This is a genomic window from Taibaiella koreensis, from assembly GCF_003545715.1.
Lineage (GTDB): Bacteria > Bacteroidota > Bacteroidia > Chitinophagales > Chitinophagaceae > Taibaiella > Taibaiella koreensis.
In genome coordinates, this window is record NZ_QVNU01000003.1 from 244199 (window position 1) to 257263 (window position 13065).

11 protein-coding genes are annotated in these 13065 nt (G+C 51.3%); 3 read left to right on the top strand and 8 right to left on the bottom strand.

Going from position 1 to position 13065, the window contains the following annotated elements:
* Positions 1-75: 75 nt before the first annotated feature.
* Positions 76-513, top strand: coding sequence for a (4Fe-4S)-binding protein (locus DZK30_RS26415; RefSeq protein WP_118974211.1), 438 nt, complete (start codon positions 76-78; stop codon positions 511-513).
* Between the two features lie 257 nt (positions 514-770).
* Here DZK30_RS26415 and DZK30_RS11105 read toward each other — a convergent pair whose 3' ends face one another.
* The 8 genes from DZK30_RS11105 to DZK30_RS11140 form a co-directional block, all read right to left on the bottom strand.
* Positions 771-1799, bottom strand: coding sequence for a hemin-degrading factor (locus DZK30_RS11105; RefSeq protein ID WP_118974212.1), 1029 nt, complete (start codon positions 1797-1799; stop codon positions 771-773).
* 165 nt (positions 1800-1964) lie between these two features.
* Positions 1965-2774: a heme ABC transporter ATP-binding protein gene (locus DZK30_RS11110; RefSeq protein WP_118974213.1), complete on the bottom strand. Its 810-nt coding sequence runs from the start codon at positions 2772-2774 to the stop codon at positions 1965-1967.
* Between the two features lie 6 nt (positions 2775-2780).
* On the bottom strand, positions 2781-3818 hold the full coding sequence (locus DZK30_RS11115; RefSeq protein WP_118974214.1) for a FecCD family ABC transporter permease: 1038 nt from the start codon (positions 3816-3818) through the stop codon (positions 2781-2783).
* A 36-nt stretch (positions 3819-3854) separates the two neighbouring features.
* Positions 3855-4748 (bottom strand): heme/hemin ABC transporter substrate-binding protein, encoded by an 894-nt coding sequence (locus DZK30_RS11120; protein ID WP_118974215.1) that lies wholly within the window; start codon positions 4746-4748, stop codon positions 3855-3857.
* 159 nt (positions 4749-4907) lie between these two features.
* On the bottom strand, positions 4908-5405 hold the full coding sequence (locus tag DZK30_RS11125) for an OmpH family outer membrane protein (protein WP_118974216.1): 498 nt from the start codon (positions 5403-5405) through the stop codon (positions 4908-4910).
* Between the two features lie 101 nt (positions 5406-5506).
* The gene (locus DZK30_RS11130) at positions 5507-6022 is read right to left on the bottom strand and encodes an OmpH family outer membrane protein (RefSeq protein WP_118974217.1); all 516 of its coding nucleotides are present in this window, start codon (positions 6020-6022) and stop codon (positions 5507-5509) included.
* A gap of 139 nt (positions 6023-6161) precedes the next feature.
* Complete coding sequence (locus tag DZK30_RS11135; RefSeq protein WP_118974218.1) at positions 6162-8795, bottom strand: BamA/OMP85 family outer membrane protein; 2634 nt, start codon at positions 8793-8795, stop codon at positions 6162-6164.
* 60 nt (positions 8796-8855) lie between these two features.
* Complete coding sequence (locus DZK30_RS11140) at positions 8856-9602, bottom strand: isoprenyl transferase (protein ID WP_118974219.1); 747 nt, start codon at positions 9600-9602, stop codon at positions 8856-8858.
* Between the two features lie 276 nt (positions 9603-9878).
* On the opposite strand from DZK30_RS11140, the gene DZK30_RS11145 reads away from it, so the two are divergent.
* A complete protein-coding gene (locus DZK30_RS11145) occupies positions 9879-11414 on the top strand; it encodes a helicase HerA-like domain-containing protein (protein WP_118974220.1) in 1536 nt (511 codons plus the stop codon).
* A gap of 173 nt (positions 11415-11587) precedes the next feature.
* Positions 11588-13060: a DEAD/DEAH box helicase gene (locus tag DZK30_RS11150; protein ID WP_118974221.1), complete on the top strand. Its 1473-nt coding sequence runs from the start codon at positions 11588-11590 to the stop codon at positions 13058-13060.
* The last annotated feature ends 5 nt before the right edge of the window (positions 13061-13065 follow it).

Genomic DNA, 13065 nt, shown 5'->3' on the forward strand with positions numbered 1-13065 from the left:
ACGGGTAGAAATACGTATAAATAGGTTTAACAAAATAATACTTAACTTTAAGCAGATATTTCTAAGCTAAAGCTAATGGATAAGGAAATTGTCAAGCACTATTCCAATGGAACGCTTACTGTGGTATGGCAACCAGGGCGCTGCGTCCACTCTACGGTGTGCTGGAAGCAGGCAACGGGCTTGCCCGAGGTCTTCAACCCCAAGGAAAAGCCATGGATTAAAATAGAAGGGGCAGATTCTGACCGTATAGCAGCCCAGGTGGCTAAATGCCCAAGCGGCGCGCTGAGTTCCTTTTATAATGAAGAAGGACCTGGGGCGGTAACGGTATCACAGGAAACAAAAATAGAGGTCTCACCCAACGGTCCTTTGCTGGTTTATGGCAACATTACGGTGAAAGATAAGGAGGGCAACGAATCGCGCCGGACCAAGGTTACAGCGTTCTGTCGTTGCGGACAATCACAAAACAAGCCTTATTGCGACGGTAGTCATATCCCCTCGGGTTTTGAAGGTTAAATTCTTCGCTATAAATAGCAAAGGCCCGCAAATCCGTTTGCGGGCCTTTTTTTCAAACACATAAGCTGTTTATCTGGCGGTGTCCATTGCCTGATTTTTTTTGCAGGAAGAGCAGCCAATAGGCAGCCCCTTAATGCCAAACGGAATTAATCCCGGCTCCTGAAGCGAAGCAGCTTATCGCCCATTACACCCGCGCCTACAAAAACCAGCAGCGTGGCGGCGCTTAATATCGTCATAACAATCATCTTGCTTATTTTTTAGAATTGAGTAAGGTCTTGTACCAGCTGGCGCCATTCGGTCAGCTCGGGAATACCCGGCTTACGCTTGCCAAAGAACTGAACGATCATTTCGCCGCGCTGATCATATACTTCAATCGAAGTGATCATACCGTCAACAGAGGGTTTTCTTACCGCGTAAATGTGTGCTATGGCCGTTTCGCGCAGGTGCAGGTTAAAGTCGGGATCCATAACGTTGTACCAGGGACCGGCTTCCATCACTTTCTTTACTTCACCGGTATGGATTTGGATACAGCCGCGGTTGCCTACGAATACCATGATGGGTACATTCCTTTCCGATGCCGCGGTCAGCATTTTACGTGCCGTATCATTGTCCACAGCCTTTACGTATTCTTCGGGGGCCAGGCGCATAGCTTGCAGGCGGCTTACACCGTGCTTGCCCAGCAGGCCAAAGAATTCATGCGTGTCTTTAATGCCTTTCCAGGCTTCCTGGAAGGCCGGTACGTCAATCTCACTATCGGCCTTTTCGGGGGCGGAAGCAGGGTAGGGAACCAGGTCAAGCACCACATCCTGGTCAGCCGCTTTGTATTTAGCCGCCAGTGCATGGTACGCGTCCATATCGGTATCGGCGGTACAATAGATCTTATGAATGGCCTCGCCGCTCTTATCGAAGAACTGGAAGCTGAAGCGGTCATTTTCCGCAACGGCAAAACCGCTGGCCCAATGCATCATAAAAAGACGCAGATCGATATCTTCGTTAAGGGCCGTACCTACGGGACCCTGGAAAGTAATATTGTTGTACACACCCTTGCGCTCGTGTACGGCATCGTCGTTACGGGTAAGCGCCATCACTTTGCCCAGGGCAGCCACTTCCACCAGGAATGCCTTCCAGTCGCCTTCCAGTCGCGTTACGGAGCTCCCGATACCGGTAGCCAGCAGTTCCGCTTCGCTTGCACCCAGCTGCTTTGCCGCATCGCGTATCCGCAGTTTGGGATTTTCGGTCTTAAGCTGTTCCCATTGTTCTTTCAGAGAAATTGTTGCTGTACTCATTATTCAGAATATTAGATGTTGTGTATTAGGTATTATGTATTAGGTATTACGTATTGAATGTGCATATTTGATATCTGGTTCCTGGTTCTTGGCTCTTAATACTTGATACTTGGTTCTTGATACTTGACTCTTAATACTTGATACTTGATACTTGATACTTGATCCCTACCATTGCAGCTGCTGGTATTGCTGATGTACGGGACATACCGTTATAAATGAATGCGGATAATCTTCAGCCTGGTGCAGTGCCGCTTTTACACCAAAGGTTTCATAAATATGCTTGGTGTCCAGTGCTTCTTCCTTTGGCGCAAAACATACGGTGCGACCCTGTTTCAACAGCAATACATCGTCGGCGTATTGCATAGCGAGGTTAAGATCGTGCAATACCGCAATCACGGTAAAATGTGCCTGTGTCAACCCTTTTACCAGGGATAGCAGCTGGTGCTGGTACTGGATATCGAGCGCGCTTACCGGCTCGTCCAGCAATACCAACTTCTGGTCCGAAGGTGTGTCCCAAACCTGGGCCAGTACCCTCGCCAGTTGTACCCGCTGTTGCTCGCCGCCCGAAAGCGTCAGGTAATTGCGGTTAAGAAAATGCTCGACACCGGCATAGGCAGCCACCTTGGCGATCACATTATGGCATTGCTCCGTCAGCTTGCTCCGAAAATGCGGGTAACGGCCCATAGCAATGATGTCAAACGCGGTGAAGGGAAGCTGTACACTGTATTGCTGCCGCAGCACTGATCGTGTCCTGGCTAGTTCACGCTGATCCCAGTCCCTCATCGCTTTACCCTGCCATGTAATACGGCCGGCAGAAGGCTGCAGCGTACCGCTGATCAGTTTCAGCAATGTAGACTTACCCGCGCCGTTGCTCCCCATGAGCGCCGTAAGCGCGCCGGGCCTGATGGCGGCAGTAACCTCCGTCAGCAGGGCTTTGCCCTGAACCTCGTACGATATGTCGTTTACCTGCAGCATCTTTTTCTATAACAAGGCGTTTCTTTTCTTTTCCTTTAACAGCAGGTAGAGGAAAAATGGTCCTCCACCCAGGGCACTGATGATCCCGATGGGTATCTCTACGGGGGGCGCTATAGTACGGCTCATCAGGTCGGCCAGTACCAGCAGCATACCGCCACATAATGCGGCAGCGATCAGCAATCTGCGGTGTTCGGGACCTACAGCCATTCGTACAATATGAGGTACTACCAGGCCTACGAAACCGATGATACCGGCCACTGCTACCGATGCCCCTACACCCATAGCGCACAGCAGCATTACTATAGTCTTCATGCGCTCGGTGCGAATACCCAGGTAGGCGGCATCACTTTCGCCCAGGCTGAACGCATTCAGGGCTTTTGCCATTAGCGGCAAACCGATGATGCTGGCCGCGCAAAAAGGCAGTATACCCGCTACATTGACCCATGTGGCCCCGCCAAGACTGCCCATCATCCAAAAGGTGACGCTGCGCAGCTGCTGGTCGTTGGCCAGGAAGGTAACGAAGCCCGTAATCGCACCTGCGATCGCATTGAGCGCGACGCCTGCCAGCAACATGATGCCGACATTGGTTTTACCCTGCTGCCGCGACAGGCGATAGACCAGCACCGAAGCCAGCAATGCACCAGCAAAAGTGGCCAGATTGAGGCTATACTGTCCCAGCATAGACTGAAAGCCCGCAAAGAGCTTGCTACCCAGCACGATCATGATCACCGCAGCCGTAGCGCCGCTGCTGCTGATACCGATCAGGCTGGGATCGGCCATGGGATTGCGGTACAAGCCCTGCATCGCGCCGCCGCAGATAGATAAGGTGCTCCCGATGAGGAGCGACATCAATACCCTGGGCAGCCTGATGATCCATAGCACATTCTCCTGCTGCTCCGTAAAGGGGATGCCGGTATGCCAGCCCGCCTTATGACAGAGGATGCTGAAAATCTGGGCCGGGCTAATGCTCAAGGCCCCTGCGCCGGTAGACCAAACCAGCGCTGCGATCAGTAAAACGGTCAATAAAACAAAGAACCCTTTCAAAAAACAAAATCTTAATCAGCCAATGTTATGCGTAATCTATTTTGAAGCAACTTTAGGCGCCGTCTCACCGGCATGTATCTTTTCGCCCAGTTCTTTTATGGCAGCTACCACTCTGGGGCCAAAGCCGGCAAGCAGCTCGCCATCCATTACGATAAAATGCTTATTCTTTCCTGCTTTCGTTTGCGCAATACCCGGCACTTTCAGCATGCCTTCGGGACCATCTACACTTTGCAGGCCGGAGCTGAACAGCAGGATCGCTTCCGGATCGGCTTTTACTACAGACTCGGCGGTAAGCGGCTTGAATCCTTCTATATCGCCGGCAGCATTGGTGCCGCCTGCCAGCTCAATCATAGTAGCCATGGGCATATGCTTACCGCATACAGACAAGGCGCCTGCGCCACGGGCATAGATGAACAATACTGATGGTTTGGAAGTATAGGTGGGTAGCAGGGCATATGCCGAATCGATACCGGCTACCAGCTTTTTGCCAGCTTCTTCGCGATGGAAGGAATCGGCCAGCTGGGTAATGAATTTTTTGGTTCCGGCCACGGAGTAGTCCTGCTCGATCACCCATACCTTAATGCCCGCCTGTTGCAGCTGGGTGGCTTGTTCGGGTTTGATCCCCCTTTCCTTCATGCTGATCACATAGTCGGGCTTGAGCGCCAGTATGGATTCCACATTAAGGTTATGCGTATGACCAACCTTGGGTTTGGACTGGAGGGAGGCGGGATAGGTGCTGGTGACATCGATGCCGGCAAGGTTATCTTCCATGCCCAGCGCTACCAGTGTTTCGGATAGCGCACCACTCAGGGAAACGATACGTACGGGTTTGTTGGTGGCTTCCGGTTTTCCGGCCTGATCGCCGGTAGCAGAGCCGCAGGAATATAAGGTAACAGAGAGTAAACTGAGAGAAAGGAGCTTGCGAAGCATGGCAATAATTTCGATTTAAACTATTGCCGCAAAAGTAATGTCACGAAATTGTAAAGAATATCAAAATCAGGAAAAGATGTTTCACAATCGGGAAAATAAAAAAGAGTCAACTTTAAAAAAGTTGACTCTTTTTCACTGGGAATAGTGACTGCTAAGAGATTACTTGATACCCAGCTTGGCTTTCACCTGGGGCATAATGTTTTCGGTTTCTTTGGCATACAGCAACTGTGTACCATCGAAGATATAATCGAAGCCGCCTTCTGTGCCTACATCCTTAATTGCCTTTTGGGCTTTATCCAGGATGGGTTTGAACAGCTCTTCTCTTTTCTTGGACATCTTATCGTCAGCGCCCTGCCTGAACTCTTCGATACGGTTCTGCAGGTCGTTCAGTTCTTTTTCTTTCACTTCTTTCACCGCGTCAGACATGGTGCTTGCGCCGTCCTGGTAGGCCTTGAACTTGGTTTGCGCATCTGCCGCCATTGATTTCATTGTAGTTTCCAGCTCTTTACCGTATTTGGTCAGAACTGAGTCTGCTTTACGGGCTTCAGGCATGGTTTCCAGCAGTTCGCGGGAATTGATATAGCCTGTTTTTTTCTGTGCACTGGCTCCAAAACCAATAGTCATTCCGAGAGCAAGCAAAAAAAGGATTTTCTTCATCTTATAACCTCTTGTTTTTGTGGTACTGTTCCTTTTCCGTGGGGGAGGAACCTGATTTTGTTATATTGAAAATTTAAAAATTGCAGCGAAGGTAAGGGAAATTATTTTACACCCGGAATCAATTTCAGAATCTCATCGCTTTTATCGAGCTTGGGATCGGCGTAAAAGATAGTAATACCGCCGGCCTTATCATACACCATGTCAAAGCTACGTGACTGCGCATATTGCTGTACGGCATTGTACACCTTATCCTGAATCGGTTTGACCAGGCTCTGGCGCTTTTTGAATACCTCGCCTTCATAGCCGAAATATTTCTTCTGTAGGTCCTTGGCCTCTTTCTCTTTAGCTACGATTTCGTCTTCCCGTTTTTTGCGGGCATCTTCCGAGAGCATAGGGCGTTCGGCCTGGTAGCTTTTATACATCTGATCGATGTTCTGCATTTTGGCATCTACTTCTTTTTGCCAGCCCTGTGAGGCGGCATCAAGCTGCTTCTGAGCATTGTTATAGTCGGGGATCTTTTCCAGCATATATTTTGAATCGATCACGCAGTAACGTTGCGCCCGGGCGGCCAGGCCGGTCATGAGCACCAGCGACATAGCCAACAATATCTTCTTCATAGGTTCTTGCAATTTAATGCTTTTGTTAGATAGACGAAGTTAGATCAAGTTTAATGGATCACTCAATTCATCCAAAATCTTAGTACTTTCTTAAGAAGAGGCAGCCACCCTTTTAGGAACGGAACACCTCTCCGATCTGCTAATCCGGTTCGAAACCTAACATAAAGGTAAACTTGGTAGCGCCGCCAAACTTGACGCCATCACCCAGGCGGTCGAAGCCAAGACCGTAGTCAAGACCAAGCAGACCGAACATAGGCAGGTATACCCTTACGCCCAAACCGGCCGAACGGTAGAGTTTAAATGGATTGTAATCCTTAAAGCTGTCCCAGCCGTTGGCGCCCTCAACAAAGGCCAGGCCGAAAATGGTAGCGCTGGGATTGAGCGAGAACGGATAACGTACCTCGGCCGTATACTTATTGAAGATAACCGCATTCTGTGCGTACACCTCATAGCCACGCTGCGAAATGATATCGCGGCCTACGTAATAGTTAAAGCCGGAGAGACCGTCGCCGCCCACATTGAAACGCTCAAACGGAGAATAACCGATGTCTTTGTTGTAATAGCCCATGAAGCCATATTTGGCGGCAAACTTAAACACCAGGTCGCCCACGATGCGCTGGTACCATTCGGCGGTAAAGCGGTACTTATGGTATTCGATCCATTTGTACTTGGTCGAAGGCGATGCATCGGCATAGTTTGTCGAGCTGAACAGCGAGTAGGGCGGGGTGAACTGGAATGTAAAATTGATATTGGAACCGCTCCTGGGATAAATCGGCTGGTCCACCGAGTTGCGCGCAAGGGTAAGGCGGAAGAACAGGTTGTTGGCCGTACCGTTGCGGAAATCGCTCACGAAGTAGTCGTAATCCTTCAGGAAATAGTTTTGATAGTTGATACCATAAGAGAAAACGAAGTTGTCGTCGGGCCATTTCAGCCTTTTGCTCAGGCTCACACCACCACCGAAGTTGCGCAGGTAGTGGGCATTGGGATCGCCGGTATAGTAACCGCCGTCATCGGAATAAGACTGGCGGCCGTATACAGCACTTACAGTAAGCGCCGTAGGCCTCTTGCCACCCAGCCAGGGTTCGGTGAAGGACAGGTTGGCAGAGTTAAAGAACTTACCGTTGGACTGGTAACGGACAGACAGCTTCTGTCCATCGCCCATGGGCAGTGGATCCCACTCTTTAAATTTCAGGATATTGCGCAGCGAAAAGTTGTTGAACACGATACCGATCGTACCCGTGAAGCCGATACCGCCGCCGAAACCGGCTGACAGCTCAAGCTGATCACTGGATTTTTCCACTACGTTGTAGTCGATGTCCACCGTACCGTCAGCATAATTGGGCTTGGGTACCGGGTTTACTTTTTCAGGGTCGATAAAGCCCAGGTTGGAGATCTGGCGGATGGAACGGATGATATCGGTACGGGAGAATTTATATCCCGGCCGCGTAAACAGCTCCCGGCGCAGCACATGATCATTGGTACGGTCGTTGCCGTAGATACCGATGTTCTTAATAGTCGCCTGCGGTCCTTCCTGGATATGTACTTCATAATTGATGGTATCGCCTACGATCGATTTCTCGACCGGGTCTACCTTGAAGAACAGGTAGCCGTCATCCATGTACAGGCTGCCGATATCCTGGCTGCCGTCCATGCTGGGCATACCGCCCATTCTGCTGTCCAGCTTTTCCTGGTCAAATACATCTCCCTTTTTGATGCCCAGAAGCACCGTCAGTATAGAGTCGGAATATTTTGTGTTGCCGCGCCATGCGATGTCTCCGAAATAATATTTGCGTCCCTCTTTTACCTTCAGCTCTACGTTGAGGTTGCCGTTGGCCGCCTTGTAGGTCGTATCGGAAACGATCTGCGCGTCGCGGTAGCCCTGGGAATTGTAATAGGCCAGGATGCTGTTCTTGTCTTCATCGTACTTTTTCGGGTTGAACTTGGAGCCGGCGAAGATATTCCAGCGGAAGTAGGGGTTCAGCGCGTCCAGCGTTTTGCTCAGCGACAGGTAGCCCTGGTTCCTCAGGTAGTTTTTGAAAGTACGTTTGTCGCCGGCATTGTACACAGAGCTTTCATCGGCGGGGGTAAGCGATATGCGGGGCATTTCCTTGGTGCCTTTCATATTACCTTTCAGCTTGGTGTCGGACAGGTGCTCATTGCCGGTGAACATGATCTGGTTAATATGTGTTTTGCCACCTTTGTTGACATCGATCAGCAGGGCAACGGAATTGATGGCGCTGGTATCCCTTTGCTCCCTGATGTTCACCGTAACCGACACAAAACCCTTGTCGGCATAGTATTTTTTCACTTTATCCTCGATGTCCTTCTTGATCGCCTCGGTTACCATACGGTTTTGCACCAGGTTCAGCTTCTCCTTTATCTCCGATTCCTGCGACTTGGAAATGCCTTTGAAGGTAAAGCGGCTCAGGCGGGGCCGTTCGGCAACTACGATCTCGATCGAAGCCTTGTTCTCTACTATTTTGGTAATATTGACCGACACATCTGAAAACAGCTGCTGGTTCCAGAGGTTCCGGATAGCCTTGGCTATGGCCGGATCGTCGGTAAGCTTGATCCGGTCGCCGGGTGCAAGACCCGAAACAGTTTTTAGCAGCTCAACGTCCATGTATTTGGCGCCGGACACTTTGATGTCCCCGATCACAAGATCGGCGTTTTGGGAAGAGCGGACGCCTCCCATCTGCGCTATCGCTACAGAAGCGGAACACTGGAGCAGGACTAAGACGCAGAGGAAATAGCGGAATTTTAAAATGTGCATTGAGATCGTTAAGCTATTTTATCGTTGGGTGTGTGTATATGTTGATTGGTCCTGGCAGGTTCAGGAAGGCCGTACCTGCTCGCTCGTTTTACCAAATCTTCTTTCCCGTTGCTGATAGTTCAATATGGCGTCAAACAAATGTTCTTTACGGAAATCGGGCCAGTGGACGTCGCTGAAGTATAATTCTGTATAAGCCATCTGGTATAGGAGAAAATTGCTGATGCGGTGCTCGCCTCCCGTTCTGATCATCAGTTCCGGGTCGGGGTAATCGTGTGTACAAAGGAATTGTGTGAAAGTAGCGGCGTCAATATCAGCAGGTAGAAGATTGCCTGCTGCAACGGCAGTGGCCACCTGCTGTACCGCATTAACGATTTCCCAGCGGGCACTATAGCTAAGCGCCAGGACAAGGTTGAGGCCCGTACAGCCCGAAGTGATGTCCATACCCTCATTCAGCTCCTGCCGGCAGATTTCGGGCAACGAAGCAAAATCGCCGATCACGCTCAACCGCACATTATTCTTCTTCAGATCGTCGACTTCCTTCCTTATCGTGCTTACCAGCAATTCCATAAGCGCGTCGACCTCGTATTTGGGCCGGTTCCAGTTTTCGGTAGAGAAAGCGTATAAAGTAAGGTATTGTATGCCGATCTCCCCGCAGCCTTCCACTACTTCTCGCACGCTTATCACTCCCTGCTGATGGCCATGGATACGGTCTTCACCCTTCTCTTTGGCCCAGCGCCCGTTGCCGTCCATAATGATGGCAATGTGCTGCGGCAGGTATGTTGTGTCGATTAAAGATTTGCTGTCCATTTCAGGCTTTCGTCATTACAAAAGTGGGCAAAGTTACAAAAATAGCATTACGATCTGCTACGAAAGGTTACGTAAATTGGATTAACGCCGTCTTAACCCACCTCGGGCCGCATAACGAATGGAGATAAACGCAACAATGGCCGCCAAAATTGTTCATTCTTGCTAATTTTTAAAGGAAAAGGACATAAGATGAGGCGAGTACTTAACGCAGGTTTAAGCGATAAGCTCTAAATTTGGCTGGTTATCTTTCCCTGTTAACAGATCATTTCACAATTTATGCACGACCAGGAAGCTTTTCTCGCCGCCATTCAAAATGGCTATACCTTCAAAGGTACGCACATTAAAATAGGGGTGGCTATGTTGGACGGCGCTGTAGTAGATGGCGCCGACGTAAACCTGCCCCTGGGTATGATGAACCGCCATGGCCTTATTGCGGGCGCCACGGGAACGGGAAAAACCAAGACCCTGCAGGTAATCGCCGAGGCGCTGAGCGACGCCGGAGTACCGGTGCTGCTTATGGACATTAAAGGCGACCTGAGCGGTATCGCAGCTGCCGGCACCGAAAGCGATAAGATTAAAGAACGGTACCAGCTGCTCAAGGAAACCTACAAGCCTGCCGCTTACCCGGCTGAGCTGCTGTCGTTAAGCCAGGAAAAAGGCGCCCGGCTCAGGGCTACCGTTTCCGAATTTGGCCCCGTCCTGCTGGCCAAGGTGCTCGATCTTAACGACACGCAGGCCGGCCTGCTGTCGATGCTCTTCAAATATTGCGATGACAAGGGCCTGCCGCTGCTCGACCTGAAAGACCTGAGCCGGGTGCTCCAGTATGCCGGCGATGAAGGCAAGGCCGATATTGAAAAGGACTACGGGAAAATATCAACGACCTCTACGGGAACCATCTTGCGCAAGGTGATTGAACTGCAGCAGCAAGGCGCCGACCAGTTCTTCGGAGAACTGTCTTTCGAAGTGGCAGACCTGATGCATGCTGCACCCGATGGCCGCGGCATGGTCAACATACTCAGGGTTACCGATATGCAGGACCGTCCCAAGCTGTTCTCCACCTTTATGCTGCAGTTGCTGGCCGAGCTGTATGCTACCCTGCCCGAGGAGGGCGATAGCGATAAGCCAAAGCTGGTGCTGTTCATCGACGAGGCGCACCTGATCTTCAAAGAGGCGACCAAAGTGCTGCTCTCCCAGATCGAGACCATAGTAAAGCTGATCCGAAGCAAGGGAGTAGGCGTTTTCTTCTGTACCCAGAACCCGCAGGATATACCGGCTTCCGTGTTAAGCCAACTGGGCTTCAAGCTGCAGCATGCTCTGAGAGCATTTACGGCCAACGATCGTAAGGACATTAAGCAAACCGCGGAAAATTACCCCGAAAGCACCTTTTATACAACAGAAGACCTGATTACCCAGCTGGGTATCGGTGAGGCGCTCATCACCCTACTCAATGAAAAAGGTGTGCCGACACCGCTGGCGCATACTTTCCTCATTTCGCCCCGCTCCAGGATGGATATCCTCAGCGCAGCAGAGATCGATACCCTCACGGCATCGTCGCGGCTGATCGCTAAATATAACGAAGCCACCGACCGGGAAAGTGCGTACGAAATGCTGAACCGGAAGCTGGATGCAGCGGCGGCGCAGCAACCTGCTCCCGCTCCCGAAGCACCTTCGGGCGGCACTGCCAGGCGCGGCGCAGCTCCTAAAGAAGAGAAATCATGGTTGGAGCGGGCGATCAATAGTTCGGCGGGGAAGCAGGTGCAACGTTCGGTTGTACGCACGCTGTTTGGCGTCATCCAGAAGATGTTTAAATAGAGGTGCTCCGGGCCCGGAAAGCGATATCCTGGTATTTAGCCTACCTTTGCACCTTATTGGCCTGCCGTAATCGTCAGTTGCCGGTTCCGAAGCGACCGGCCTGCCGGCGCAAAGACAGGCCGGATTCTTAAATAATAACAACATGGCTCCGGAGCATTCCGAAGCCCCGCAAAATGACCAAAACGACATTCGATCAATTGGGCGTAATCGCCCCTATCCTGCAGGCGGTATCCGAAGAAGGCTATACCCATCCTACCCCCATACAGGAGCAAGCCATTCCCATTGTGCTGCGCGAGAAAGATCTGCTGGGCTGTGCCCAGACCGGTACCGGCAAGACAGCAGCTTTCGCTATCCCTATTCTGCAGCTGATAACGGCGCAGCCCCGTCAGCCAGGCACACCCAAAATAAAAGTACTGGTGCTCACGCCTACGCGTGAGCTGGCCATACAAATAAGTGAGAGCTTTTCGACCTATGGCAAGCACCTGAAGGTAAGCAACCTCGTAATCTTCGGCGGCGTGCCACAGGGCCCGCAGGTAAAAGCGCTGAAAGCCGGTGTAGACGTGCTGGTAGCCACCCCCGGCCGCCTGCTCGACCTTATCGGACAAAATTTTATCTCACTTCAGGATATCAGCATCTTTGTGCTGGATGAGGCGGACCGCATGCTCGACATGGGTTTCATTCATGATGTGAAAAAAGTTGTGGCCAGGTTGCCGGTACAAAGGCAAAGCCTTTTCTTCTCAGCAACTATGCCCCCCGAGATCCAGAAGCTGGCTAACACCATATTGGTAAAGCCTGAAAAGGTGGAGGTGACCCCGGTCTCCTCGACAGCGGAAACCATCAGGCAGTCTCTGTATTTTGTAGATCAGAAAGAAAAGAAGAAGTTGCTGGTCCATATCCTGGAGGATAAGACTATCGAGCGGGTGCTGGTGTTTATCCGCACCAAGCATGGGGCCGACAAGCTCGTGAAGGACCTGCACAAGGCGGGTATCGCCGCTGAGGCCATACACGGCAATAAATCACAGAACGCGCGGCAACGGGCGCTCAGTAATTTCAAGTCGTTCCACACCCGTGTGCTGATCGCGACAGATATTGCCGCACGCGGTATCGATATCGACGACCTGACGCATGTTATCAACTTCGACCTGGGCGATGTTCCCGAAACCTATGTACACCGGATCGGCCGTACCGGCCGTGCCGGTAACAGCGGTATCGCTATCGCTTTCTGCGATGAAGAGGAAAAGGATAACCTGAAAGCGATCCAGAAGCTGATCGGATTTGCCATACCCGTGGTGGAAGCCCACCCCTTCCTGCCGGAGCAGTCGGAGGTGGTGCAGTTCCGCGCACCTAAAAATAAGGCCACAGTGGCGCCGGCCAATTCGGTGCCGGCGGCCGGACAGCAGGCCAGGCAACATTCGGGACGGAACCAGAAAAAGGCGCCGGCCAGGGAAGAACGAAGGGACCCCCGGTCGCCCGGTAAGTCCGATGTGAACGAAAGACAGGCACAGGAGAAAGAGAAAAGGCCGATGCACAAGGAAAAGCACGCAGCGCCTAAGGAAAAACACGCGGCGCCCAAAGAAAAACAAAGTCATTCGCAGGAAAAAGAACAGCCTTCAAAAGAAAAGGACAATTTCTGGCTCGACTGGTAAGCTAT

Excerpts from the sequence above, each read along its gene's own strand:
- DZK30_RS11125 (WP_118974216.1), bottom strand. The coding sequence starts at position 5,405 with ATGAAGAAAATCCTTTTTTTGCTTGCTCTCGGAATGACTATTGGTTTT.
- DZK30_RS26415 (WP_118974211.1), top strand. The coding sequence starts at position 76 with ATGGATAAGGAAATTGTCAAGCACTATTCCAATGGAACGCTTACTGTG.
- DZK30_RS11120 (WP_118974215.1), bottom strand. The coding sequence starts at position 4,748 with ATGCTTCGCAAGCTCCTTTCTCTCAGTTTACTCTCTGTTACCTTATAT.
- DZK30_RS11130 (WP_118974217.1), bottom strand. The coding sequence starts at position 6,022 with ATGAAGAAGATATTGTTGGCTATGTCGCTGGTGCTCATGACCGGCCTG.
- DZK30_RS11135 (WP_118974218.1), bottom strand. The coding sequence starts at position 8,795 with ATGCACATTTTAAAATTCCGCTATTTCCTCTGCGTCTTAGTCCTGCTC.
- DZK30_RS11140 (WP_118974219.1), bottom strand. The coding sequence starts at position 9,602 with ATGGACAGCAAATCTTTAATCGACACAACATACCTGCCGCAGCACATT.
- DZK30_RS11145 (WP_118974220.1), top strand. The coding sequence starts at position 9,879 with ATGCACGACCAGGAAGCTTTTCTCGCCGCCATTCAAAATGGCTATACC.
- DZK30_RS11110 (WP_118974213.1), bottom strand. The coding sequence starts at position 2,774 with ATGCTGCAGGTAAACGACATATCGTACGAGGTTCAGGGCAAAGCCCTG.
- DZK30_RS11105 (WP_118974212.1), bottom strand. The coding sequence starts at position 1,799 with ATGAGTACAGCAACAATTTCTCTGAAAGAACAATGGGAACAGCTTAAG.
- DZK30_RS11150 (WP_118974221.1), top strand. The coding sequence starts at position 11,588 with ATGACCAAAACGACATTCGATCAATTGGGCGTAATCGCCCCTATCCTG.